Annotated in this window: 24 protein-coding genes and 1 tRNA gene; 10 read left to right on the top strand and 15 right to left on the bottom strand. The window is 42.3% G+C overall.

Going from position 1 to position 24,572, the window contains the following annotated elements:
* Nucleotides 1-7 precede the first annotated feature (7 nt).
* The 12 genes from RBH88_RS04670 to selA all read right to left on the bottom strand — a co-directional run bounded on the left by RBH88_RS04670 (nt 8) and on the right by selA (nt 9,827).
* Nucleotides 8-730 (bottom strand): pseudouridine synthase, encoded by a 723-nt coding sequence (locus RBH88_RS04670; RefSeq protein WP_213690528.1) that lies wholly within the window; start codon nt 728-730, stop codon nt 8-10.
* Nucleotides 731-734: 4 nt separating this feature from the next.
* Nucleotides 735-1,277 (bottom strand): SMC-Scp complex subunit ScpB, encoded by a 543-nt coding sequence (gene scpB / locus RBH88_RS04665; protein ID WP_213690527.1) that lies wholly within the window; start codon nt 1,275-1,277, stop codon nt 735-737.
* A complete protein-coding gene (locus RBH88_RS04660; protein ID WP_213690526.1) occupies nt 1,249-2,013 on the bottom strand; it encodes a ScpA family protein in 765 nt (254 codons plus the stop codon). Before RBH88_RS04660 ends, scpB begins: the two co-directional genes overlap by 29 nt.
* Nucleotides 2,014-2,026: 13 nt before the next feature.
* Nucleotides 2,027-3,022, bottom strand: a complete 996-nt coding sequence (gene trpS, locus RBH88_RS04655; protein WP_213695737.1) for a tryptophan--tRNA ligase — start codon at nt 3,020-3,022, stop codon at nt 2,027-2,029.
* A 72-nt stretch (nt 3,023-3,094) separates the two neighbouring features.
* Complete coding sequence (locus RBH88_RS04650; RefSeq protein WP_213690524.1) at nt 3,095-3,871, bottom strand: Nif3-like dinuclear metal center hexameric protein; 777 nt, start codon at nt 3,869-3,871, stop codon at nt 3,095-3,097.
* Between the two features lie 83 nt (nt 3,872-3,954).
* Nucleotides 3,955-4,031 (bottom strand) — tRNA-Ile (locus tag RBH88_RS04645).
* A 106-nt stretch (nt 4,032-4,137) separates the two neighbouring features.
* A complete protein-coding gene (locus RBH88_RS04640) occupies nt 4,138-4,320 on the bottom strand; it encodes a ferredoxin (protein ID WP_213690523.1) in 183 nt (60 codons plus the stop codon).
* A gap of 84 nt (nt 4,321-4,404) precedes the next feature.
* Complete coding sequence (locus tag RBH88_RS04635; protein ID WP_213690522.1) at nt 4,405-5,202, bottom strand: phosphoribosyltransferase family protein; 798 nt, start codon at nt 5,200-5,202, stop codon at nt 4,405-4,407.
* The gene (locus RBH88_RS04630) at nt 5,199-6,074 is read right to left on the bottom strand and encodes a 4-(cytidine 5'-diphospho)-2-C-methyl-D-erythritol kinase (RefSeq protein ID WP_307880012.1); all 876 of its coding nucleotides are present in this window, start codon (nt 6,072-6,074) and stop codon (nt 5,199-5,201) included. The genes RBH88_RS04635 and RBH88_RS04630 overlap by 4 nt, the downstream gene beginning before the upstream one ends.
* 76 nt (nt 6,075-6,150) lie before the next feature.
* Entirely contained in the window at nt 6,151-6,390 is a 240-nt protein-coding gene (locus RBH88_RS04625) for a Veg family protein (protein WP_213690520.1), read from the bottom strand.
* 99 nt (nt 6,391-6,489) lie between these two features.
* Nucleotides 6,490-8,424, bottom strand: coding sequence for a selenocysteine-specific translation elongation factor (gene selB / locus RBH88_RS04620; RefSeq protein ID WP_213699397.1), 1,935 nt, complete (start codon nt 8,422-8,424; stop codon nt 6,490-6,492).
* 2 nt (nt 8,425-8,426) lie between these two features.
* Nucleotides 8,427-9,827, bottom strand: a complete 1,401-nt coding sequence (selA, locus tag RBH88_RS04615; RefSeq protein ID WP_307880011.1) for an L-seryl-tRNA(Sec) selenium transferase — start codon at nt 9,825-9,827, stop codon at nt 8,427-8,429.
* A gap of 163 nt (nt 9,828-9,990) precedes the next feature.
* On the opposite strand from selA, the gene yedF reads away from it, so the two are divergent.
* On the top strand, nt 9,991-10,599 hold the full coding sequence (yedF, locus tag RBH88_RS04610) for a sulfurtransferase-like selenium metabolism protein YedF (protein WP_213690518.1): 609 nt from the start codon (nt 9,991-9,993) through the stop codon (nt 10,597-10,599).
* A gap of 18 nt (nt 10,600-10,617) precedes the next feature.
* Here yedF and RBH88_RS04605 read toward each other — a convergent pair whose 3' ends face one another.
* Genes RBH88_RS04605 through lepA form a run of 3 tightly spaced genes read right to left on the bottom strand, consistent with a single transcriptional unit; the run spans nt 10,618 to nt 14,130 of the window.
* Nucleotides 10,618-11,190 carry a hypothetical protein gene (locus tag RBH88_RS04605; RefSeq protein WP_213690517.1) on the bottom strand — a complete coding sequence of 191 codons (573 nt, stop codon included), beginning with the start codon at nt 11,188-11,190 and terminating at the stop codon, nt 10,618-10,620.
* Nucleotides 11,191-11,209: 19 nt separating this feature from the next.
* A complete protein-coding gene (hemW, locus tag RBH88_RS04600; protein ID WP_307880073.1) occupies nt 11,210-12,307 on the bottom strand; it encodes a radical SAM family heme chaperone HemW in 1,098 nt (365 codons plus the stop codon).
* 11 nt (nt 12,308-12,318) lie between these two features.
* Nucleotides 12,319-14,130, bottom strand: a complete 1,812-nt coding sequence (gene lepA, locus RBH88_RS04595; protein ID WP_307880010.1) for a translation elongation factor 4 — start codon at nt 14,128-14,130, stop codon at nt 12,319-12,321.
* A gap of 268 nt (nt 14,131-14,398) precedes the next feature.
* Here lepA and purC point away from each other — a divergent pair, with 268 nt between their 5' ends.
* The 9 genes from purC to purD are packed head-to-tail and all read left to right on the top strand — an operon-like array spanning nt 14,399 to nt 24,535.
* Nucleotides 14,399-15,118 carry a phosphoribosylaminoimidazolesuccinocarboxamide synthase gene (gene purC / locus RBH88_RS04590; RefSeq protein WP_213690547.1) on the top strand — a complete coding sequence of 240 codons (720 nt, stop codon included), beginning with the start codon at nt 14,399-14,401 and terminating at the stop codon, nt 15,116-15,118.
* Nucleotides 15,119-15,370: a phosphoribosylformylglycinamidine synthase subunit PurS gene (gene purS / locus RBH88_RS04585; RefSeq protein WP_213690548.1), complete on the top strand. Its 252-nt coding sequence runs from the start codon at nt 15,119-15,121 to the stop codon at nt 15,368-15,370.
* A gap of 4 nt (nt 15,371-15,374) precedes the next feature.
* Nucleotides 15,375-16,079, top strand: a complete 705-nt coding sequence (purQ, locus tag RBH88_RS04580; protein WP_213695906.1) for a phosphoribosylformylglycinamidine synthase subunit PurQ — start codon at nt 15,375-15,377, stop codon at nt 16,077-16,079.
* Between the two features lies 1 nt (nt 16,080).
* The gene (gene purL, locus RBH88_RS04575) at nt 16,081-18,234 is read left to right on the top strand and encodes a phosphoribosylformylglycinamidine synthase subunit PurL (RefSeq protein WP_213690550.1); all 2,154 of its coding nucleotides are present in this window, start codon (nt 16,081-16,083) and stop codon (nt 18,232-18,234) included.
* Nucleotides 18,235-19,608 carry an amidophosphoribosyltransferase gene (gene purF / locus RBH88_RS04570; RefSeq protein WP_213690551.1) on the top strand — a complete coding sequence of 458 codons (1,374 nt, stop codon included), beginning with the start codon at nt 18,235-18,237 and terminating at the stop codon, nt 19,606-19,608. It begins immediately after the preceding gene.
* Complete coding sequence (gene purM / locus RBH88_RS04565) at nt 19,592-20,590, top strand: phosphoribosylformylglycinamidine cyclo-ligase (RefSeq protein ID WP_213690552.1); 999 nt, start codon at nt 19,592-19,594, stop codon at nt 20,588-20,590. The genes purF and purM overlap by 17 nt, the downstream gene beginning before the upstream one ends.
* Nucleotides 20,587-21,192: a phosphoribosylglycinamide formyltransferase gene (gene purN / locus RBH88_RS04560; RefSeq protein ID WP_213690553.1), complete on the top strand. Its 606-nt coding sequence runs from the start codon at nt 20,587-20,589 to the stop codon at nt 21,190-21,192. The genes purM and purN overlap by 4 nt, the downstream gene beginning before the upstream one ends.
* Nucleotides 21,179-22,708 carry a bifunctional phosphoribosylaminoimidazolecarboxamide formyltransferase/IMP cyclohydrolase gene (gene purH, locus RBH88_RS04555; protein WP_213690554.1) on the top strand — a complete coding sequence of 510 codons (1,530 nt, stop codon included), beginning with the start codon at nt 21,179-21,181 and terminating at the stop codon, nt 22,706-22,708. Before purN ends, purH begins: the two co-directional genes overlap by 14 nt.
* 12 nt (nt 22,709-22,720) lie before the next feature.
* On the top strand, nt 22,721-24,535 hold the full coding sequence (gene purD, locus RBH88_RS04550) for a phosphoribosylamine--glycine ligase (protein WP_307880009.1): 1,815 nt from the start codon (nt 22,721-22,723) through the stop codon (nt 24,533-24,535).
* Nucleotides 24,536-24,572 lie beyond the last annotated feature (37 nt).

The raw sequence follows: 24,572 nt of genomic DNA, 5'->3' as shown, positions 1-24,572 counted from the left end.
AAAGAACCTACACTACTCCGCCCTGCTGTATCTTTTCTAAAAGCTCACTCCGCGAAATTTCGATAGTTTGTCCTTTTTTAAGATTTCGCAATTCCATTCTACCAATTCTTCGACGAATAAGCATCCTCACCCTGAATCCAAGTTGCTCAGCCATAAGACGAATTTCTCTTTTCAATCCTTCCGAAATAGTAACAGAGACCCATCTTCCATAAGGAGATCTTCGAAGAGGGCACACTGCTAAAGGACGAACGAGCCCTCCTTCTATTTCAACCCCCTTCAACCAGGATTCTATCTTTTCTTCTGTTATTTCTTTATTCAATAAGACTTCGTAAAGTTTCGCAATATTCGAAGAAGGATGCATAAGAAAATGTGCGAAATCACCATCATTGGTCAAGACAAGTAATCCTTCGCTCTCTTTATCGAGGCGACCGACAGGGAAAAGTCTCAGTTTCGAATACTGAGTAGGAAGGATATCGACGACTGTTGTATCAAAACGGTCTTCGACAGCGCAAACTACACCTATAGGTTTATTCATAACAACATATATTTTTTTATCCGGGGAAATAGCTTCTCCATCAAGAGTTACTGTATCTTCATCTTCTACAACTGTCGAAAAAACCCGTACAATGTTTCCATTAATAGCAACGCGGCCAGAAGAGATAAGCTCTTCCGCTTTTCTACGTGAAGCAAGGCCGCATGAGGCAAGATACTTATTCAGTCTTATTCCCATTTATTTATTTTTTACACTCCTCTGCAACAAACTCTTCAACTTCTTCGAGTGTTGGTAAATCCGATATAGATTCAAGACCAAAATGTTCAAGAAAAACAGGTGTAGTCCTGTACAAAAGAGGCGAACCCGTTCCTTTTCTACGCCCCGCAATACGAATAAGTCCGTATGAAAGAAGTGTATCAAGAACTCGCTCGCAACGTACTCCTCGTATCTCTTCTATTTCCGACCTCGTTACAGGCTGGTTATATGCTATCACTGCAAGACTTTCTACTGCAGCCCTGCTCAACCGCACCTTTTGCCTCAAAGATGTTTCCCTAAAAGCTGAAACTACATCTGAAAATTCTGGATCAGTATATATCTCCCAGCCTTCAGCAACTTTACACAAGACAAGACCATGCTCTTCTAAATAATGGTTTGCCAGTTCATTCAATGTAGAACGTATATCCTTAAGGGAGACGCCTAAATGATCAGACAACTCACTTTCTGAGACAGGGGATGTCGCTATGAAGAGAATTACTTCAATCTGCTTTGCTAGAGACGATAACATCACCAAACATCTCCTTTTGCGTAATGGATACACGTCCTATTCTGGACATTTCTAAAAGAGCCAATAGTGTTACGACGACAACTGATCGGGAAGCAGTGTTTTTGACAATATCAGAAAGCAACAAAAAAGAACGTTTTTCAAAGTACATCTCAATTTCTTTAATTTTTTTATCAATTTGGAATTCCTCTGGCACAGCAACGGGAATTCCTCGCCAATTTATATTTGATCTCTCATCTAAAGTTTTTGCTGACTCCTGAGGAGAATAAGATGCGATCATATGCCACCAAAGATGACTTAAACTATATAAATCTCCTAAATCATATGTGGGCGTTTCCTCAATCGGACTTTCTCGTTTAAAGAAATTATCGTGTTTTTCTTTTTTTTCTAAAAGCCAAAAGGCAGCCCGACGATAGGGCCTATAGCGAGAAAGATTATTCATTAATTCTTCTTCGGATATAGGCCCCTCAGACTCTATTTGATCCACTTTTACCTGTCCAGGCAAAAGTGCAAGTATCTTTTCAAGAACAAGGCCAGCAGCTAAAGAAAGAAACTCAGCTATAACATAGAGCGATGTTTTTTTAGAATTAGCTAAATAGGCCCCATAAATATGTACTAAGTCTGACACCTTTATCTGCGTCGCTTCAAATTGGCGACTTTCTACAAGATAGCAGAGTAAGTCCAAAGGCCCTGAAAACCCCTCTATTTCTACACGAAGAGGAAAGGTACCCTTTTCCACGAGCTATTTCCTTTTAAGCTCTTGGCACAAAACCAATAGCCTCTACGACCTCATCTATGGTTTGTTGGGCAACTACCTTAGCACGCTCAGCACCACTCAAGAGAATATCTCTTAAATTATCTGAATGTGCCTCAAAATAACGGCGACGTTCATGTATTGGTTCCATTATGTGAGTAATATGCTCCATAAGCATCTTTTTACACTCGATACATCCGATTCCTGCCGTTTTACACCCGTGAACAATCTCTTTATGCTGTTCTTTATCTTCGTTAAATACCTTATGAATATCCCATACAGGACATTTATCCGGATCGCCTGGATCTTTTCTTCTCTGTCGAGCTGGATCCGTCATCATCGTTCTTATTTTCTCCCACATTTCCTCAAGGGTATCTGCAATATCGATACCGTTGCCATAAGACTTACTCATCTTACGTCCATCAGTGCCGGGCACTTTAGGGGTTGGTGTCAAAAGCATCTGAGGCTCTGGGAAAATTTCGCCATAGAAATTATTGAAACGGCGAGCCATCTCTCTGCTTATCTCAAGATGAGCATTTTGGTCTTCTCCAACAGGAACGAGCTCTGCCTTGTACAATAAAATATCAGCAGCCATAAGAACAGGATATCCTAAGAAAGCATAGGTACTCAAATCTTTATTTTGGATATTCAGAATCTGTTCTTTATATGTGGGGTTTCGCTGGAGCCATCCAAGAGGGGACACCATCGATAAAGCCAAGTGCAACTCTGCATGCTGAGGAACATGAGATTGCATGAAAATTGTACACTTTTCAGGATCCAAGCCAGCTGCAAGCCAGTCTAAAAGAGCCTCTCTAGAATTATTTCTAATTTTGCTGCTATCAGCATAATCAGACATTAGGGCATGCCAATCGACAATACTATAAAAACACTCGTATTCATTTTGAAGGCGAACCCAATTTGTCAACGCTCCAGCCAAATGGCCAAGATGAAGTTTTCCCGTAGGACGCATACCGCTGAAAACTCTTTTTGCCATGTTCTTCCCACCTCTATTATTTATTTAGTAAAAATTTATATATATCACTTTACCTTGATATCCTGGTTTATTTTACTCGATTTGCAGCCTATCTGGCCCATTCTCTCTTACTATTTCCACAGAAACACCTTGTTTTTCAAAAATGTCTTTAAGCGCGCGAAGAGAATATCTTTCCATTTCTCCATGATCTACGACACAAAGAGCCATTCCCAAAGCACAAATATCTAAAATCTGATGGTATTTCATATCTGCCGTAATATACACATCTACTGACTTTTCCAAAGCATTTTCCCATAAATCGCCACCAGAACCGCCGCATAATGCCGCTTTATGTATTACTCTGTCAACATCACCATATGCTGTAATCCAAGTAAGATTCCACTCTTTCTTTAAGAAAACCATTAATTCTCTTAAAGAACATGGCGTTTTTAACCATCCCCATGCCCCTACCCCAACTTTATTTTCATCGGTTATAAGAGCCGAAAAATCCTCACGCAAAAAGGTTTTGGCAAGTTGGGTATTTACACCTCTGTCAGCCTTGTCCCAATTAGTATGCATGCTGATAATGGTTAATTTATGAGCAAGGGCTTTTTCGATAATCCGCGCTATCGGCGTACTTAAATCTATTGCTTTCAGCGGAGAAAAAATCAGTGGGTGGTGTACTACAAGGCAGTCGCAATCTCTTGAAATGGCCTTCTCCACTGAATCTAAAGAAGGATCAAGGGCTAGCCCGATTTTTGAAACCATCCAATCTCTATCTCCAACCATAAGGCCACTATTATCCCAAGGCTCAGCAATTTTCATGGGGGCAAAAGTTTCAATATAACGAAGCAAATCAGCTACTTTCATTATTTCACCTCCCAAAATCTCTTACGCCATTCACACCATACAAAAAAAGCCGCTTCCTGCAGGGAAACGGCTCTTATCTTCGATGGTGGGCCTACCTGGACTCGAACCAGGAACCTTCCGGTTATGAGCCGGTGGCTCTAGCCACTTGAGCTATAGGCCCGAAAAGAACGCTGATCATTATACGCCCGACTCCCCTCTAATTGCAAGCCCTAAATCACTAAAATATCTTTTTTCACAACTAAAGGGGGATTTTTCAACCGAAGAATCTATTCCTCAACTGTAATACAGCCTACAGGACAGCTTTCAGCTGCATCGCTAACACACTCAGCACCTTCCGGCTTCATTACTTTCGCTACCCCGGCATCCTCGTCCAATGAAAATACCTCTGGGCAAATCTGAGCACATACGCCGCAACCTATGCACTCGTTTTTGTCGAGACTTACACGCATGAAGACCGGTCACCTCCTCCTGAAGCAGGATTTTATATCAGGTCAGATTCAGAGTCAAACTTTGTTCTCAATCTTATTTTGAGCTTATTTTGAAAAAGTAACTTCAGGGGTTGATTTCCCGATCCCTTTTAGATGGAATAAAGCAACATAGTCAGAAACAGCCTTTACTTCCGGTTCCGACGCAGCAAGGAAGACGCCAATGCCGCAAACATCTGCTCCAAACTCTTTCGCAACAAGCAACATTCCGGCAGCCGTACTGCCACCTCTCATGAAGTCGTCTACTATTAAGACTCTACTGCCTCGCTGAAGCTGTTTTGTTCCCATATACATAGCCTTCACTTCCCCTGTCTTTGTCGGGAAATGAACAGCAACAGCAGAACCGTCACTGGGACGATTTCTAAAGCGGCAAACCGCAAGAGGAACTCCAAGAGCATGGGCTGTAAAAAGTCCAAGAGGAATTCCCTTTACCTCAGATGTCATCACTATGTCAGGTTTAGATGCCTGAAAAAGGCTCGCCATAACAAGCCCAAGACGAGAAGTATAATATGGATTGAAGAGGATATCACTGTAATAGATTAGTCCTCCAGGTAAAATTCGATCTTCGTGAGAAAGAAGAGATATTATTTCGTTAAAAAGTTCATCTTTTACTTCTTGCGACATTGCCGGAACAAAAGAAGCTCCTCCGGTTCTCCCCCTGTCGACTTGAATTCCCCCCAGACCTTCCTGGGTTAAAGCCGAATCGATCATTACCACATCATCACTAATAACGGTTTTTGAAACGCCAAAATCGTTCGAAAGTGCTGTAAGGGAAATTTGTCGAGACGGCGTTGTCAAAAAACGGCATACAGTCCTGATAAGACGTTCCGTTCTCTGTCCTTTCAACGATCATCACTCCAAAATAGAATTTGTTGAATCCACTGCATTTTTTCAAAGTCGGATAGTTTTACGCACGCATCTTCAGAGTTAAATAAAGCAAAGACACTACTTCCACTCCCCGACAGTCCATAGGCGATAGCGCCACTTTGTTTACACGCATTAAAAAATTCCTCGTATTCAGAATGCATTCCAAACAACCATGGGTAAAAATCATTGGGTAAAAGCCCTACATTTTCGCCCCGTGACAAAGCTTCATAATACTTTTCTGCTTCGTCAAGACTCTTTTCTTCGTCGAGAGGAAAATTTCCTCCCTCAGCTATTTTATAAAATTTATCTACTTCCGCATAAGCCCAAGGAGTAGACACCCTCCATTCTGGTATGGCAACAAGTATCTTAAAGGGTGGAAAGGATGCTTTATATGTATACTTCTCACCTACTCCTTGCACAAGAGCTAGAGAAGAATCACTGTAAAGAAAAGGAACATCAGCCCCAACTTTTTCTAAAATATGTGGAGAAACAGGCTTTCCCTCAAAAAAGCGAGCCCAACGAGCAAAAGAAGCTGCATTTCCACTTCCCGCCCCCAGGCCAGTTCCTGGAGGAATACGCTTTGATAGATAAATATTAAGATGAGGAAGAAGCCAACCATCATTTCTTAAAAAGCGCATTGTCTTTTCTACAGAATTTTCTCCATTGATCTTCATATTGCTTCGTAGCTCTAATTCCCTGACATTATCTTCTTTACTAGTGGAAATTGTCAATGTCTCGATTGCCGGTAACCGCCCAAAAAGAGAAACTAAGGAATGATATCCATTCTCTAATTTTCGGGTCAGCCGTAAAGTCAAATTTAATTTTCCATCAGAAGAGACAGAATATCGCATCAATGCTCCTCCCTAGACAAAAAAAATACCCCGGCGCATTACAGCGCCAGGGGCTTAAGGTTACATACAAGGCTTATTATGTATTGTCTCCAGACATCGGCTCCAATTCAACTTCTTTTGTAAGAAGTTCCACATAACTGAACGATACTTTACTATCTTGAGATTCAACATAAAGCGTAAAGAGGTTCGGATATGTTTCTAGTACGACACCCTGTTTTTCTTCAATTTTTCGGCGTCCTTTTGATGTCCGGTATTTCACGCGCAATCCCTTGTACAATGCCACTTGCTCACGAATCGAAGCAAGGTTTCCAGCCATAAAGGGTCACTCCTACTGTTAAGTTTTATGAATTATAACACAAAAATACATAAAACACAAACAATGTGGCTAAAACCTCGCGAAATTGTTACCTTATTTTTAACTTTTTGCTTCCAATTTGTGTAAGAGTAAAACTCTTTTCTCCCCGACCCTTCGGGTATATCCCCTGGCATCCATATACTCAAGAAGGGGCAAAACAAATTTTCTACTACTTCCAGTAACATCGCGAACAGTAGCAATTGTTATGTTGTCTTTAATATCTTTCAAGATAAAGAGAAGTCTTTCCTCAACTTTTTTTGACAAAATATACTTGCTGCCAACAATAAAGGATTCTCCACGTTCACGAAGATCTTTTAAGAAGAGCGAAAAATCTTTTTCACTCATAGCCATCTTTTGTTGCACTTCTTCGATAAGCGGAAGTTGAAATCCAAGTTCTTCGCAATATGCGTGGAATTCCTCAAGACGTTTAAAGAAAAGAGTATCATCCTGTGGAGTAAAATCTGATAACCGTACAAAATTACCGTCAATGACAATAAGATTTCTTTGACTTATCGTATCAAGCAATGTTCGTGCAAGTTTTCTCTCAAGCAGCTTTAAAGGACCTGTTAAGATATCATCTATAATACACCCCGCCTGATGGGGGCGTTCGCTGTGGAAGTTGGTCAAGAATTGTTCTACTGCATCGTGATATTCTTTGAAAGTTTCTGGGGACATATAATAATCAGTCGAAGCTGAGAGTATCACCATTTCCCCTTCTTCTTCCAATTTTTGGGCCATTACTATAATATCTTCTGGCAACTCCTGCAGGTCGAATATTATGTCTCCACGTGAAATGGAGCCATGAGATTTAACAAGGATATTGATTCTCTCTTGTAAATCATTGGCGCTCATCAAACTTTCAAGACGATGCTTGTAACTGTTTTTTGCACCTTTCCCCTTCGGTTTTCTTCCATAGGCAAATAATATTCTTCCCCCTCCAATTGTAACAAGGGGACTGTAAAACCGAATTACAAAACGCTGATCAATAGAAGCAACAATATCTTCTTCCAGTACAAGTTGCGCAACTGTCGATTCCCCTGGTAAAAGAGTAGTCTTATCAAACAGGGAAACTCGAGCAATAACATCTGCTGTTCCAATGTGAAGTCGAACTCGTTGCCAGTGTTTCAGGGGCTCGGGAGAAGATTGAAGAAGCCTCAACTCTACGTCACAGCATTTTGTCTTTTTGTAAATATCCTTAGCACACACGACGTCTCCTCGCGTCAGATCGTCTAAGGATACGCCAGAAAGACTCATAGCAACACGTTGACCGGCCCAGGCCACCTCAACACCATGACTATGCACCTGTACACTCCGAACGCGAACTTCCTGATCGGCGGGCAAAATAGAAAGATCCATTCCTGGTGACACCTGCCCCCTATAGGCAGTACCAGTCACTACCGTTCCAAAACCAGAAATAGGAAAAGCTCTGTCTATTGGCATAAAAAAGGGACCGCTACGAGTTCGAGGATTAACTCTATCAACCAACTTCGCTAATTCTTCCATAAGAAGAGGTATGTTTTTATTCGTTACAGAAGAGACCGGTATAATTGCCTTCCCTTGCAAAAAGGTCCCCTGAACAAAGTCAGCTACATCAGCTACTGCAAGTTCCAAAAGTTCATCATCAACCATATCTGACTTTGTAATGACAATCAGCCCATCTTTCACACCCAGAAGGTTGAGGATAGCTAGATGTTCTCGAGTCTGAGGCATAACGCCTTCATCAGCTGCAACAACCAACATTACTGCATCTACGCCTGAAGCTCCTGCAACCATTTGTCGAATAAACTTCTCATGCCCCGGAACGTCCACAATACTGACAATCCGACCATCAGACAACTTTAAAGGAGCAAACCCTAATTCTATGGTTATTCCACGTTTTTTCTCTTCGTTGAGTCTATCGCAATCAAGACCTGTCAGAGCTCGAACAAGTGTTGTTTTGCCATGGTCAATATGACCAGCCGTACCCAAAACAAGGGATATTTCCTGTTCATTCACTACTATTTCACCTCCAACATCCATGCTAGTCCGCTGAGTATTCGCTCCATATCTCCATCTAAAAGCGTTCGAACATGGAAAAGAAGGGTATCTTCACCTGCACCTGCAACTATTGGCTCTGGCGCCTCTCTGAGAAGGGCTTGGAGGGTTCCAGCGCTTCCCCTGTTCGTGTTTCTAAGAGCTACACCGTACCCTTTTAACTCCGTTACGGGGAAGGCTCCTCCGCCTACAGCATCATTGACCTCAACAACCGAAACATCAAGATCAGGAAAAGCCCTTTTTATTTTCCGACGAAGTCGTTGTGCCTTTTTCTTTAGGTCTTTCAAAGAAGCAGTCAGCATATTAAGAGTGGGTATTTCTTGCCACCTTCCCTGCAAATACATTCTCAGAACAGATTCAAAAGCTGCCAAAGTCATCTTATCAACGCGCATTGCTCGCAGAAGAGGATACGTTCTTAATTTATCTATCAGCTCTTTTTTGCCAACCACTGCTCCAATCTGAGGGCCTCCCAGCATTTTATCTCCCGAGAAAGTAACGATATCAACGCCTGACGCAATACAATCTCTAACTGTGGGCTCACCATAAAGTCCCCACGGAGAGAGATCAATAAGCACTCCACTTCCCAAATCTTCCATGAAGATAACGTTTTTATCCTTTGCCAAACGGCTTAAATCCTCTCGGGGAACAGTAGAACTAAATCCCTCTATTTTAAAATTGGATGGATGTACTTTTAACACCATAGCCGTTTCTTCTGAAAAAGCTTGAACAAAGTCTTTGAGATGAGTTCTGTTCGTAGCTCCAACCTCTACCAGCCGCGCACCCGAAAAAGTCATAATATCAGGAATTCTAAAGGAACCACCAATCTCCACAAGCTCTCCACGGGAAACGATAACCTCTTTATCACGGGCCAAAGCGGCAAGACAGAGTAAAACCGCTCCTGCATTATTATTAACAACAATGGCTGCTTCAGCACCTGTCACTTCACAAAGAAGCCATTCCACATGAGAATTCCTTTGCCCTCTTTTTCCTTCCTCCAGGTTAAATTCGAGAGTATTATAGTGCGCTGCCACATTACATACGGCTTCCACCGCTTCCGAAGGAAGACAAGAACGTCCAAGATTTGTGTGAACAGTCACTCCTGTTGCATTAACTACAGACTGCAAGCTATGAGCAACTCGTCTTTTAAAGATTGAAAGGGCTTTCTGGTTCAGACCCTCAATAGATGTCTCTACATGTTCGTTCTGAAGAACTGCCTTTCTCGTCTCCGCCAACAAAGAGGTAAAAACCTTCTTGATCATGTCTCTTCCGAGCTCTTTTTCATAGGGGGAAACCCATTTTTGATTAAGCAAAACATCCATGGCGGGTAGATTTTTTAATATTTTGTTTTTATCAGATTCCACCACTATTCCCTACCTTCCTGATAACTTGAAGTTTATTCAATGCTCTTAAAAATAACTGGAAAAAATTAAGATAATGAGATACATTCATAACTGTTATTCCTAAAGTTAGAGTAACATATCTTTGATGTTAAAACCATTGTACACGCTATAAAGGAGGAAACAAACAATGACAACCAAAATTGATGCCCGTGGCAAAGCATGCCCCCAACCTGTTATGATGACAAAACAAGCTGTTGATAATGGTGCAAAAGATGTTACAGTCTTTCTTGATAACCCTGTAGCTGCATCTAACGTACAACGTTTTCTATCAAAACAGGGATTTTCAGTATCACTTCGTGATGATAACGGCGATCTTATAGTAGAAGCACAGCTAACAGGCAACCTTTCCCAAGATCCTCAGAAAAAAGCTGCATCAGCTCAGGCAAAATCCTGCCCTGAAGAAAAAAATGCCATTTTTATTTCACATAACGTAATGGGTGGAGATGACAAAGAGCTAGGGGAAGTTTTAATTAAAGGCTTTTTAGGAACGTTGGCCCAGCTTGATGTTCCTCCGGCATATATAGCGCTTATGAACGAAGGCGTAAAACTGGCTCTTAAAGGAACCCCAACATGCGAACACCTTCAGGATATAGCGTCAAAAGGAACAACAATTCTCGTATGCGGGACATGCTCTAATCATTTCGGAATTACAGAAAAAATTGGTGTCGGAACAATTTCAAATATGTTTGAAATCACCGACACCCTATTAAAAGCCTCAAAAGTTATTTCAATGTAACTTTATTTCGTTTACAAATTACAAACGTAGCGGGAGAGAGTGAAACGTCATATCCAATAGGATAGACGCAGCCTCTTCCGCATTTTTATCAGGAGTCATATCCTCAAAGAGTTCTTCAAATTTCTCTATTTGAGGAATATATACAATGTCAAAATCCTTATCTGTATCATCCCTACAGGCAACTTCCGCCGTATCATCAAAAACAACCAGCCATCCGGGGAAGGCAATGCCCATTATTGTCCAATCAGCCTCAGGAACAGTGGAAAAACTCCCTATTGTTACAGAAGCATTCTGCATAAGCTCATCTTTTCCAATCCAAGCCCCAATATTTTCTGCATCTGAGCCCACTAAAAGAACCATTAACTCATCTTTATTATCAGCAGCATAAACTCTCACCATATGTTTCAGACAATAGGATACGGCACTTGAAACATCTGCCATGTGATCTATAAATCTCATAAAATCTTCTTTCACCTTCAACTCGTATCCAAAAGGTGGTCTGCTTTTTTCTGCGTAAAATTTGGGGATCAAAAACAAGAGATGTTGAAAAAGATCTTCGTCAACGTCGGTAATTTTCAGTAACCAATACAATATCCTCTTCCTTTCTTTATTAGATAATAAGTGACCATATGGAATTGGCCACACGCATACCTTTTCGAGAAAGGCTCAAAAAATCTCCCTTCCAACACAAACAATCTTCCGGAACATTTTCGAATTCAAAAAGAATAGAGTTAATAAGATCTTCTCCGTAACGTTCTTTAAAAGAAGGAATATGTATTCCTCGTGAAGTTCGCAATGCGAGAACAGCTGATTCTCTTCCGCTTTTTTCGAGAGTCAGGCGTTCTTTGCCCTCTACTGGAGAAATATTCATAGTGGCCCTTTTTAGGTATTCTGCTAGAGTTTTGACATTCCAAAAACGGGTGCCATCTATATATCCCCACGCAGAAGGGCCGAGAGGCAACACGTTCTTCTCAAACCAATATGCCTGATTATGTCGACATTCATATCCCGGTCGAGAGAAGCTTGCTATTTCATACTGGGAAAATCCACTTTTTTCCAAATACCATTGGGCCCATCTATAGTGAACATATCCATTCTGCACTCCAGATGGAGGATTTTTCCCCCAAACAGATCCTTCTTCTATTGAAAGTTGATATATAGAGATATGTGTTACTCCGGAATGAACCAGGTTGGAAAGAGAGGTATGCCACTTTCTTAAAGACTGGCCTGCAAGACCAAACATAAGGTCTCCACTTACGTGGAATCCGAAATGTAAAAGTCGATCAATAGCCCACAAAGCTCTTTTAGCTGTATGAGTTCGCTTCAACCACAAAAGCTCTTCATCACATAGACTTTGAACGCCTAAACTGACCCTTTTGACACCCCATCCCTTCCAAAGTTTCATATGTTCCTCTGTGAGGGAATCAGGATTAGCTTCCACAGAAATTTCTACATCGCTATTGACTCTAACATATCTCTGTAAAAGATCAATAAGCCTCTGCCATTGCTCAACAGAAAGGCAAGTAGGAGTTCCTCCACCTATATATATGGAAAGTGCCCTAGGTTTGTCGCCCAGATACACTTTCCACCATAATAATTCTTTTTCCAAAGCCGTTAGGTAGGCATCAATGTCATTTTTTGTGCCTCGCATACTATAAAAAGCACAATAGGGGCATTTTTGAAAACAAAAAGGAACATGAAGATAGATAAATAATGGTTCTATTGTTCATCATCCTCGTCAACTTTAAGAAATGCAAGGAAGGCTTCTTGTGGAATTGAAACTTTTCCCAACTGCTTCATTCTCTTTTTGCCTTCCTTCTGTTTCTCTAGCAACTTTCTCTTTCGAGAAATATCTCCACCATAACATTTTGCCAAAACATCTTTACGAAGAGCTTTTACATTCTGCCGCACAATAATACGTCGGCCCACTGAAGCCTGTATGGGAACTTCGAAAAGCTGTCTCGGGATAAGCTCCTTCAACTTTCTTACAACAGCTTGTCCTCTATGGAAAGCCGCGTCTTTATGACAAATAAAGGAAAAAGCATCAGCAGCCTCACCACTAATAAGAACATCCACTCGCACAAGATCCGCTGCTTTTAATTCACGATATTCATAATCAAGAGAAGCAAAACCTCGCGTTTGAGATTTCAGTTTATCGTGGAAATCAAGAATGAATTCTGCCAGAGGCAAATCATATACAAGTCGAACACGTTCGGGGGAAAGATAATCCATCGACACAAATGTCCCGCGCTTATCCTGACAAAGCTGCATAACCTTACCTACAAATTCAGATGGAAGGAACATTGTCAAGCGAATAATAGGTTCTCTGACTTCTTCTATATCAGAAATATCAGGGAAGTCAGAAGGCCGATGAGCTTCTATAACAGTATTCCCTTTTGTCGTTACTTCATATATTACGTTAGGCGCCGTAGCGACAAGCTCAACTCCAAATTCACGACGTAACCGTTCTTTAGCCACATCCATATGTAAAAGCCCCAAGAAACCACACCTGAAACCGAATCCGAGAGCTTCAGACGACTCTGGTTCGAAAGTTATGGACGAATCGTTCAATGTTAATTTTTCAAGAGCATCGCGAAGTTGAGGATAATCGTCTCTTTCTACTGGATAAAAACCGCAGAACACAACTGGTTTTACTTTTTTATACCCGGCCAAAGGCTTAACAGCAGGTCTTTCATCATCAGTAATAGTATCTCCCACATGGGCTTCTGCAACTGTCTTTATATTTGCGATGACATATCCCACTTCTCCAGCCGAAAGACTCTCTACAGGTTCGAATAATGGTCTAAAAACTCCTACTTCCTCTATTTGATAGGAAGAGCCCGTTACCATAAAACGAACAGTCTGTCCTGCCTTGATTGTGCCATTGACAACTCGAACGTAGCAAATGACACCTCGATAATTATTGTAGACAGAATCAAAAATAAGAGCCTGCAATGATGCATTAGGATCGCCTTCAGGAGGTGGCACCTGCTCTATTATTCTTTCAAGAATTTCTTCAATTCCCGTACCTTCTTTAGCACTTGCCAGAATCGCATCAGTAGCATCGATTCCAACAATCTCCTCTATCTCTTTTTGCACCGCTTCAGGATGAGCCGATGGAAGATCAATCTTATTAACAACAGGAATAATCTCTAGTCCATGATCAACAGCCATGTAGGCATTTGCAACTGTTTGTGCCTCAACGCCCTGAGAAGCATCAACAACGAGTAACGCTCCTTCACATGATGCTATAGATCGAGACACTTCGTAAGTAAAGTCCACGTGTCCTGGAGTATCAATGAGATTTAAAATATAATTGTTGCCATCCTTACTTTTGTATTGCATTCGTACCGGAACAAGCTTAATGGTAATTCCTCGTTCTCGTTCTAAATCAAGAGAATCAAGGAGCTGTGCTTTCATCTTTCTTATTTCTACAGTACCCGTAGATTCAATAAGACGATCAGCCAGCGTTGATTTCCCATGATCGATATGAGCAATAATACAAAAATTGCGAATTCTTGAAAGATCCATATTTAAACTATTCCCTCCGCTTCTTCTTTTTCGAAGGCTTACTTTCTTCTCTGTCCAAGGGACAGAAGTATATCACATCACCTATATCGTACTGAGAAATTATACCTGAAAAGAAGCTTCAAACATATTCCCTTTATAAAGAACAAGAATCCATAATGTAAGGGAAAAACTTTTTATTTATTGTGTTCAAAACAACCCTGTTATCATTGACATTTAAAAGAGAAGGAATGATAATGTAAGCAACATAACCTTTCTGGAGGTGCCTCTTATGGAAAAAAGAGAGCTCTTGTACGAAGGCAAGGCCAAAAAAATGTACAGTACCAATGATCCAAATCTCATTCTTGTGGAATACAAAAATGACCTTACAGCATTTAATGCTCAAAAAAAAGATTCTATCGAAGGTAAAGGTTCACTCAATAACGCTATTAGCTCATCTCTTTTCACCTACATGAAAAATAACGGGATTCCTAATCATTTTGTTGAAAAAGTTGACGATACACATCAGATCGTCAAAAAAGTTAGCATCCTTCCCGTAGAAGTTGTCGTTCGAAATATAACGACTGGTACTTTATGCAAACGCCTCGGCGTTGAAGAAAACATCCACCTTCCGCATCCTCTTGTAGAGTTTTATTATAAGAACGATGAACTGGGAGACCCACTTATTCTTGAAGATCACGCAGAACTCTTCGGGTGGGCTACAAGAGAACAGATTGTTTTTATGAAAGAAACAAGTTTAAAAGTAAACAAACTAATGAGCGCATATTTTGACTCTTTAAATATTATCCTCGTCGATTTCAAATTGGAATTTGGTGTTGATACAGAGGGGCAAATTATTCTTGCTGATGAGATGTCCCCTGATACATGCCGGTTCTGGGATAAGACAACTATGCAAAAGCTTGATAAAGATAGATTCCGCAAAGATCTCGGAGATGTTCTTGGCGCATACAGAGAAATCTGGCGTCGCGTATCAGAAAAGGAGGGCAAATAAATGTCATTTCTTGTAAAACTTCTCATTTATCCCAAAGAAGGCGTACTTGATACCCAGGGCAAGGCGGTAGCCAGCTCTCTTACATCTTTAGGCTATACAGCTTTAAAAAGCGTTCGTGTAGGTAGATATATTCAACTCTCTATCAATAGCGACACTGCAGAAGACGCCCGAAAGCAAGTAGAGAACATGTGTGATGATCTTCTTGTCAATTCACTTATAGAAGACTTTTCCATCATCGCAGTGGAGGCTTAGGGCCGTGAAAGCACAAGTTATTGTCTTTCCTGGAAGCAACTGCGACCAGGATGTCGTATATGCCCTCAGACATGTTGTGGGAGCCACAGTAGAAACCTTGTGGCACGGAGAGAAAGAGCTGCCTTCTGGCACTGATCTTGTCGTTTTACCTGGAGGATTCTCTTACGGTGACTATCTTCGTACGGGCGCTATAGCTTCCCTTTCTCCAATCATGGACGCCGTACACAAATATGCTGAAGAGGGAGGCCTTGTTTTAGGAATATGTAATGGTTTCCAAATTCTTACAGAAACTGGCCTCTTACCAGGTGCATTGCTCCCCAACAAAACTCTTCGCTTCATTTGTAAGCCATGCTATTTACGGGTAGAACGCAACGATTTACCCTTTACTCTCAATTATACGAAAGGTCAGATCGTTCAATTTCCCATAGCTCACCATGAAGGCCTTTTCTATCTTCCCGAAAATGAACTCAACGAATTGGAAAAAAATAATCAAGTTGTATTTCGTTACGCTTCGGTCAACGGGGAAGTTTCAGAAGAGCACACACCTAATGGAGCTCTGAACAATATTGCAGGAATTATAAATAAAAAAGGAAATATCCTCGGACTTATGCCACACCCTGAAAGAGCGAGCGAAAAACTTCTTGGCGGCGAGGATGGAGCACTCATGTGGCAATCAATCAATGCATGGATAAATAAGGCAGGTGTCTGATATGGATTATCGACTGGCTGGATTACGTGAAGATGAATATGAAGAAATGAAACGTGTTCTTGGCCGCGAACCCAACGAAAATGAACTCAGAATCATGGGGGTTATGTGGTCAGAACATTGCAGTTATAAATCGACGAAACACCTTTTGCGCAATTTCCCTACTAAAGGGGAAAAAGTAGTGTTAGGGCCTGGGGAAAATGCAGGCGTAGTTGATGTAGGTGACGGATGGGGAGCTGCTTTTAAAGCAGAAAGTCATAACCATCCATCAGCTGTTGCCCCTTACCAGGGAGCCGCTACCGGTGTTGGCGGAATTATCCGCGATATTCTCGCATTGGGTGCAAGACCGGCAGCTTCCATGGACGGACTCTTCTTTGGAGATCCTGAAAACAAGAGGACTCAAAACCTTTCTGAGGGAATCGTAGCCGGAATAGGCGGCTATGGAAACGCAGTCGGCGTTCCTACAGTAGGCGGGAAGACAGCATATGATACATGTTATACTGACAACCCTCTTGTTAACGCTTTTAATCTCGGTCTGGTTCGACTTGATCAGCTCGTTAGTTCACAGACAGCAAAGCCTGGCCTCCGCGTACTCATTCTTGGCTCAAAAACAGGACGCGACGGCATAGCCGGAGCAGCTTTTGCTTCTGCAGAGCTTTCTGATGATACGAAGTCAAGTCGCCCATCTATACAGATTGGAGACCCTTTCGCAGAAAAATTACTTATTGAAGCTTGTCTTGAGCTAAGAGATAAAAATCTAATCGTCAGTATGCAGGATATGGGTGCGGCAGGAATTACATCATCATCCAGTGAAATCGCCGCAAAAAGCGGTGTCGGCATGATTCTTCACTTCGATAAAGTTCCCCTTCGTGAAGAAGGAATGACTCCCTGGGAAATAGCACTTTCCGAGTCACAAGAACGAATGTTGCTCATTATCGAGCCTGATGATTTTGACGAAGTCGCAGTAATCGCCAAAAAATGGGGACTCGATTGTACTGATATAGGAGAAACTGTTCCAGGTGATCAATATACTATTTTATGGGATTCAGAAATAGTTGCTCAAATGCCTGCTTCATTGATTGGCGATAAGTGTCCCGGCATTCACTGGCCTTCAAAACGTCCGGAAGACCTTGAAAAACGATGGGATTTTGAAATTGAGACCCTGCCATTACCAGAAGATTTCAATGAAACAGTTCTGAATCTCGTAACATCTCCATCTCTTTCTGACAAAAAATGGGTTTACGAACAATACGACCAGATGGTGCAGGTTAATACGGTTCAGGGCCCTGGCGCTCCTGTCAGCGTTATTAGAATAAAAGATTCTAAGCGCCTTGTTGCCATGGCTATGGAGTCGGATCCTTGGAAATGCTATCTTGATCCATATCGTGGCGGAGCTGAGACAGTGGCGAGATCAATCAGAGCCCTCGCCGTAGCAGGAGCTACCCCTCTCGGTTTGACTGACTGCTTGAATTTCCCCTCTCCAGAAAATCCCGAACAATATTGGGAACTGGAAGAAGTTGTTCACGGAATGTCTGACTGCTGCAAAGAGCTTGAATGTCCTGTCGTTTCAGGAAATGTAAGCCTCTATAATGAAAGTTCCACTCAGCGAATTCTCCCCACACCTGTTGTAGGGACTGTAGGGGTTATAGATACTCCAGAACATTACCTCCGAAGTGGCGCTTGGCAGGAAGGCGATCATCTTTTCCTTGTCGGTGCTATGAATGCGCCGTTGAATGGAAGCCAATATCTTCTGCGCACCACTGGGAAAAACCAAGGACGTCCATTGCCCTTTACTCCAGAAACAGAAAAAGATTTTCGTGATAGAGCTCTTAAGGTAGCCCATGAGGAATTAGCTCATAGCGGTCGTCCTTTAGCTGGTGGAGGCCTTGCCGTAGCATTGGCAAAAGAAGCAATCATGACAGGAATCGGTGCCGCCATGAAGATGTCTTTCCCCACCCGTCTCGATGTATTTTTATTTGGAGAAGGAACTCCTCGGGCTATTTATGCCGTTCCTTCAAACAAAGTTGTTCAGTTCCGTCTTATATGGAATGGTTTCCCCTTTGTTGAGCTGGGAAGGATTGGTGGAAACTACCTTACACTTGAAAATATTTTTGATCTTCCCGTTCCCGTTCTTACAGAAAAATGGGAGGGTCGTTAAATGTGCGGAATCTTCGGCGCTTACACTAGAAACGGAGGCCCCGTTCTCGAAGATGTCTATTTAGGCCTCTATGCTCTTCAGCATAGAGGGCAAGAATCTGCAGGAGTGGCCTGGGTAGACGAAAACAATGCAGTACGAACACAAAAGGGAAGCGGGCTTGTCCATTTAGCCCTTGACCAGAGTGAACTTGCAAAGATAGACACTCGATGTGCAATTGGTCATGTTCGCTACTCCACTGCCGGTGGTTCCGATCCTCGAAATATACAACCTTTAACAGCTAGTAACTCAAAAGGTTCTGTAGCTGTTTCTCATAATGGAAACATAACGAATGCTGAAGCGTTAAAACAATATTTAGAGAATAGGGGCTCTATCTTTCAGTCTCTCACAGATACAGAGGTGCTTCTGCACCTAATGGCTCATCAGCCCCATAAACCAACTATTGACGCCTTTGTCGATTCGTTACGACGACTTAGAGGGGCGTACTCTCTGGCAATGATCTTAGAGGGAAAACTTGTAGCTGCAAGAGATCCCTGGGGATTCCGTCCCCTTTCAATAGGTCAGCGTGACAATATTATTTATGTCTCTTCTGAAACTTGTGCGTTAGATCTTGTTGGGGCTCAATTAGTTCGGGAGGTTTCTCCTGGTGAAGTTGTTGTCATAGATAAAGAAGGAATCCATAGCATTAAAATTCCTGTACAGACAAAACGACATTACCAGTGTTCTTTCGAGTACGTCTATTTTGCTCGTCCTGACAGTATTATTGCAGGTCGTTCTGTTTACGCCGTCCGTAAAGCGTTGGGGCATTGCTTAGCAAAAAGAGCTCCTTGTCCGAGCGCTGATATGGTTACAGGAATGCCAGACAGCGGAACTATTGCTTCTATGGGATTCGCTGAAGGTAGTACTATTCCTTATGAAAAAGCTATTGTTCGTAACCGCTACGTTGGACGTACTTTCATTGATCCGACACAACGGGTAAGAGAACTTGGCGTACGTATAAAATTAAACCCAATCTGCAATCTTATTAAAAACCGTAAATTGGTTGTCATCGACGATTCCATCGTTAGAGGGACAACAAGTCAACGAATTATCGCCATGATTCGTGACGGAGGAGCAGATGAAGTTCACGTACGTATCTCTTCTCCACCTGTATGTTTCCCCTGTTATTACGGCATAGATACGCCCAGCAGGGTGGAACTGGCAGCAGCTCGAATGGAAATAGAGGAACTTCGTAAAATTATTGGGGCCGATTCTCTCGAATATATTACCCAAGAAGATCTTATCAATGCGATAGGATTGCCCCGAAATGAATTATGTACTGCCTGTTTTACAGGAGAATATATGGAAGGAGACACACAGGATGAGCTTGAGTTATAAGGAAGCCGGAGTTGATATTGACGGTGGTAACAAATGGGTTAAAACCATTGGCCGTATTATGTCATCTCTGCCTAAAAATCCGAACGTAGTGGGTGGAATCGGCGGTTTCAGCGGCCTCTACAAGATAAATGATGACATTCTCCTTGCTGGATGTTGCGACGGAGTGGGAACAAAACTTGAGGTTGCCAAACTTGCATCTGATTACAGCGGACTTGGTCAAGACCTCGTTGCCATGAACGTTAACGACCTCATTACATGCGGAGCCCAGCCTCTCTTCTTTCTTGATTATATTGCGTGCGGTCGTCTCAATGAGACCGTTCTTGAACCTATTGTCAAAAGCGTTGCCGAAGCTTGCGAGGAAAGTACATGTGCCCTACTTGGAGGAGAAACGGCAGAAATGCCCGACGTATATCCCGAAACAGGCATAGACCTCGCAGGTTTTGCCGTCGGAATGGTTTCCCCTAAAGATGTAATAGATGGGCACAATGTAGAAGAAGGAGACGTGCTTGTCGGCCTTCCGAGTTCCGGCGTTCACAGCAATGGTTATACTCTTGTAAGAAAAGTCCTTTTAGAAGGCGAAAATGCCCTATCGATAGACGTTACGCTTCCAGAGCTTGGAGAGCCTCTTTCGAAAGCTCTTCTTCGCCCTACTCGCCTCTACCCTAAAATTGTTATGAAAACCGTTAAAAAGGCACCAATTCATGGTATGGCCCATATAACGGGAGGCGGACTTGAGGAAAACATACAGAGAGTTCTTCCCTCAGGTTTAACGTTACACGTCGACTTTTCATCGTGGAAACGTCCTGCTATTTTTGAGGTTATAGCCAATGCAGGTGTTGAAGAAAAAGAAATGCGTCACGTATTTAACCTTGGAATTGGATATACATTTATTCTTCCTGCCTCAGAAGCTGATGACTTTATGAAGATATTAACTGAGGAAGGAGAACATCCCGTACTATTCGGTGAGGTTTGTCGGTCATGACTCGTGTAGCCATCCTCATTTCTGGAACTGGCACGAATATGGCAACAATACTCAACAAGATTAACAAAGGCGACCTCCCATGTGATGTTGCTTTTGTTGCAAGTGATAATCCGAATGCCGGAGGACTTCACTATGCAGAGAGCATAGGCGTAAAAACAGTTGTTCTTCCTTACAAAGCGCAATCAAGAGAAGATGCAGAAGAATTTTTGCACGAACTTTGCATTTCCGAACATATTGAATGGATCGTTCTTGCCGGTTTCATGAAAATTCTCTCATCAAAATTTGTGCGTCGTTGGGAAAATAAAATTGTTAATATACATCCGGCTTTGCTGCCTTCTTTCCCGGGAACAAATGGGATAAAAGATGCTTGGGATTATGGGGTAAAAATCACAGGTGTTACAATCCATTTAGTCGACCATGGTGTTGACTCTGGAATTATTCTGGCTCAAAAGGCAGTACCCATTGAAAATCAAGATACTCTTGAAAGTCTCACCGTGAAAATACATGAGACAGAGCATTTATTATATTGGAAAACTCTGAAAAAACTTTTTGAAGGTTCATATTCTTTTTGTGAAAGGAGATCTATCGATGGCTGCAACTAAAAGAGCCCTTATCTCTGTTTTTGACAAAGAGGGCATTGAAGAATTTGCTAAAAGCCTCGTAGAAAGAGGTTGGGAAATTGTTTCAAGTTCTGGAACCGCTAAAAAACTTCGTGAAGCTGGACTTGAGGTTATTGAAGTTTCAGATCTTACAGGTTTTCCCCATATTTTAGGTGGACGAGTAAAGACACTCCATCCCCTTATCTCTGGAGGAATTCTCGCACGTCGCCATTTAGAAAGCGACTTAAAGGATGTTGAGAACTTTAAAATTCCTCTTATCGATATGGTGGTTTGTAACCTATATCCATTCGAAGAAGTTGCAAAAAAGGGAGCAACCATTGATGAGCTTCTTGAGAATATAGACATTGGTGGCGTTACACTCATTCGTGCCAGCGCAAAGAATTATCCTCACGTTATTATTCTTACTGATCCGTCAGACTATAAAGCGGTGCTTGATGAACTTGATGCGGAAGGTTGCGTACGCACAGCAACACGCCAAAAACTGGCTCTTAAGGCATTTGCCCATACTGCCACCTATGATGGAACAATCACAGAAGGTCTCTCTGCAGAAATTGGCGTAGAAAAAGAATTACATGAGGAGCTCAACTTCTCCTTGAAGAAAAAGCAGGAGCTTCGTTACGGAGAAAATCCTCATCAGAAAGCTGCGTTATATACACCCGCACTGAAAGAATTGCCTTGGGAGCAACTTTCTGGTAAACCTCTTTCCTACAATAATATACTTGACTTGGATTGCGCCATGAGAGGTGCTTCCCTTTTGCAGGATGCACCTGGAGCTCTTGTTATAAAACACACAACTCCATGCGGAATGGCATATGGAGCTACAATAAAGGAAGCTTATGAAAAAGCCTTCAGATGCGACTCTCTCTCTGCCTTTGGAGGAGTTGTCGGCCTTTCCCGTCCTCTTGATATGGAAACGGCCCTTGTTATTTCTGAACACTTCACAGAGGTAATCCTCACTCCTGATATTGACGAAGACACTCTTAACTATTTCAAAGAGAAAAAACCTTCTTTACGTATTTTAAAGTGGCAGGGCGGCAGAGTCCTTCCATGGCAGATCACAAGTACGTGGAGCGGCTTCCTCATGCAGGAAGACATGTTACCTCCCCTTCCAAATCCTGATAAAGGCACATGGATTGGAAAACGTCGTGATGATCTGTGGAATGACATGCTTCTGGCATGGAAAGTTGCAGCTCTTTCAAAGAGCAATTCGGTTGCTATTGTTAAAGATAAAGAAGCAGTCGGTATTGGCATGGGTTTCTGCAGCCGCGTTTTCGCTGTTGATTTTGCTACACAGCAGGCACAAGAAAAAGCGCAGGGAGCCGTTATGGCCAGTGACGCATTCTTCCCCTTCGCAGATGGCGTAGAAGCAGCTGCTAAAGCTGGGATTGTAGCTATTATTCAACCAGGTGGCTCAGTACGAGACGAAGAAGTTTTCAAGAGAACCGAAGAATTAGGCTTAAGTATGTTTATCAGTGACTGGCGAACATTCCGTCATTAAGGAGTGAGCTCTATGAACTTTCTCGTTATAGGAAGTGGCGGCCGGGAACATGCTCTTGTGTGGGCTCTATCACAATCGCAACATGTAGAGACGATACACGTCGCTCCAGGAAATGCAGGGATGTCAAATCTTGCCACCTTGCATAAAGTTGACGTGTCAAATAACAATGACCTGCTCTCTTTAGCAAATTCACTTCATCCTGATGTGATCATCATTGGCCCCGAGGTTCCGTTGGTCAATGGGGCCGCAGATGTTTTAAGAGAAAATGGATTTACCGTCTTTGGTCCCGGTTCTAAAGGTGCTCAACTGGAAGGAAGCAAAATCTTTGCTAAACAGTTCATGTTGCGCAACGCTATTCCTACAGCACCTTTTGATGTTTGTACTACTGTAGAAGAAGCCCAGAAAGCCCTGGATAAACGCACTGCCCCATTTGTTGTTAAAGCAGATGGTCTGGCAGCAGGTAAGGGCGCATTTGTCTTAAAGACAAAAGAGGATGCTTTGACAACAGTCTCCAATCTCCTTGTGAAAAAAGAACTTGGAGTATCAGGAGAAAAGATCGTTGTAGAAGACTTTATGCCCGGCCTTGAATTAACGGTACTTTGTATCAGCGATGGGAAAAGTTACCGCATTCTGCCTTGCAGCCAGGACCATAAAAGGGTCTTTGATAACGATGAAGGTCCCAATACCGGCGGAATGGGTGCGTATTCTCCAGTACCATGGGTGGGAAAAGAATTGCTTCAGAAAATTGAAGAAAAGATCATTCTTCCTACCTTTAAGGGGCTTCAATCTGAAAAAATTCCGTTCTGCGGTATTCTCTATTTTGGGCTTATGATAGATAATAATGGATCTCCTCGGGTTGTAGAATACAACGTTCGTTTCGGTGATCCTGAAGCGGAAGTCATTTTACCGCTTCTTAGCGTAGATTTCGCAGAGCTTATAAATGCCTCTTGCAATGAAGAACTTGATACATTGCCTGAAATAGTTTCTGCAAAGTGGGCTGTTGATGTTGTCATGTCTTCAGGCGGCTATCCTGGTCCATACACAAAAGGCCTACCCATAACGGGGCTGGATAAGGTCGCCAAGACAGATAACGTTATGGTCTTCCATGCTGGAACAGCTCTGAACGAAAAAGGAGAAATAGTTACTGCTGGAGGAAGAGTTCTGAATGTAATAGGTATTGGTGATACTTTAGATGAGGCTTTGAAACGGTCGTATGACAGTGTTGCCAAGATACATTTCGAAGGAGCCCATTATCGTAACGATATAACGGCTAAAGCCAGACGAGGAGTGATCAGCATGAATGCGCAAACACCCCGCGTTGGAATTATGTTAGGATCGAAATCAGATCTGCCTGCAGCCCATAAAGCGGCAGACATCCTTAAACAATTTGAAATTCCCTTTGAAGTAACCATCGCTTCTGCTCACAGAACGCCTGAAGATGCTGCAAAATACGCATCTCTGGCAGAAAAAAGAGGTATTGAGGTTCTTATTGCTATGGCTGGATTATCAGCAGCGCTCCCTGGAGTACTTGCTGCCCATACGCTTCTGCCAGTTATAGGTGTTCCTATCTCAGCTGGAACCCTAGGCGGATTAGATGCCCTTCTTTCCATAGCCCAAATGCCTCCTGGTGTACCTGTAGCAGCGACTGGAATAGATGGCGCTAAAAATGCTTCTCTCATGGCTATTCGCATTTTAGCCCGCCAAGATGACCACGTAAAAAATAAGCTTTCTTTATATATGAAAGAGGAAGCACAAAAAATCCAACAGGGCAGAGAAAGTATTGTTGATTTGCCAGTTGCCCCTTCAGATGCATTCGCAGAAAATTAGTTTAGAATACATATAAAGACATATCATAACTCAGGAG

The organism is Aminobacterium sp. MB27-C1, from assembly GCF_030908405.1.
GTDB lineage: Bacteria > Synergistota > Synergistia > Synergistales > Aminobacteriaceae > Aminobacterium.
The sequence above is the reverse complement of the archived record's forward strand: the minus strand, read 5'-3'. Positions and strand labels throughout refer to the sequence as shown.

Excerpts from the sequence above, each read along its gene's own strand:
- RBH88_RS04670 (WP_213690528.1), bottom strand. The coding sequence starts at position 730 with ATGGGAATAAGACTGAATAAGTATCTTGCCTCATGCGGCCTTGCTTCA.
- scpB (WP_213690527.1), bottom strand. The coding sequence starts at position 1,277 with ATGTTATCGTCTCTAGCAAAGCAGATTGAAGTAATTCTCTTCATAGCG.
- trpS (WP_213695737.1), bottom strand. The coding sequence starts at position 3,022 with ATGGCAAAAAGAGTTTTCAGCGGTATGCGTCCTACGGGAAAACTTCAT.
- RBH88_RS04650 (WP_213690524.1), bottom strand. The coding sequence starts at position 3,871 with ATGAAAGTAGCTGATTTGCTTCGTTATATTGAAACTTTTGCCCCCATG.
- RBH88_RS04640 (WP_213690523.1), bottom strand. The coding sequence starts at position 4,320 with ATGCGTGTAAGTCTCGACAAAAACGAGTGCATAGGTTGCGGCGTATGT.
- RBH88_RS04630 (WP_307880012.1), bottom strand. The coding sequence starts at position 6,074 with ATGCGATATTCTGTCTCTTCTGATGGAAAATTAAATTTGACTTTACGG.
- RBH88_RS04625 (WP_213690520.1), bottom strand. The coding sequence starts at position 6,390 with ATGGCTGGAAACCTTGCTTCGATTCGTGAGCAAGTGGCATTGTACAAG.
- yedF (WP_213690518.1), top strand. The coding sequence starts at position 9,991 with ATGACAACCAAAATTGATGCCCGTGGCAAAGCATGCCCCCAACCTGTT.
- lepA (WP_307880010.1), bottom strand. The coding sequence starts at position 14,130 with ATGGATCTTTCAAGAATTCGCAATTTTTGTATTATTGCTCATATCGAT.
- purC (WP_213690547.1), top strand. The coding sequence starts at position 14,399 with ATGGAAAAAAGAGAGCTCTTGTACGAAGGCAAGGCCAAAAAAATGTAC.
- purS (WP_213690548.1), top strand. The coding sequence starts at position 15,119 with ATGTCATTTCTTGTAAAACTTCTCATTTATCCCAAAGAAGGCGTACTT.
- purL (WP_213690550.1), top strand. The coding sequence starts at position 16,081 with ATGGATTATCGACTGGCTGGATTACGTGAAGATGAATATGAAGAAATG.
- purF (WP_213690551.1), top strand. The coding sequence starts at position 18,235 with ATGTGCGGAATCTTCGGCGCTTACACTAGAAACGGAGGCCCCGTTCTC.
- purM (WP_213690552.1), top strand. The coding sequence starts at position 19,592 with ATGAGCTTGAGTTATAAGGAAGCCGGAGTTGATATTGACGGTGGTAAC.
- purN (WP_213690553.1), top strand. The coding sequence starts at position 20,587 with ATGACTCGTGTAGCCATCCTCATTTCTGGAACTGGCACGAATATGGCA.
- purH (WP_213690554.1), top strand. The coding sequence starts at position 21,179 with ATGGCTGCAACTAAAAGAGCCCTTATCTCTGTTTTTGACAAAGAGGGC.
- purD (WP_307880009.1), top strand. The coding sequence starts at position 22,721 with ATGAACTTTCTCGTTATAGGAAGTGGCGGCCGGGAACATGCTCTTGTG.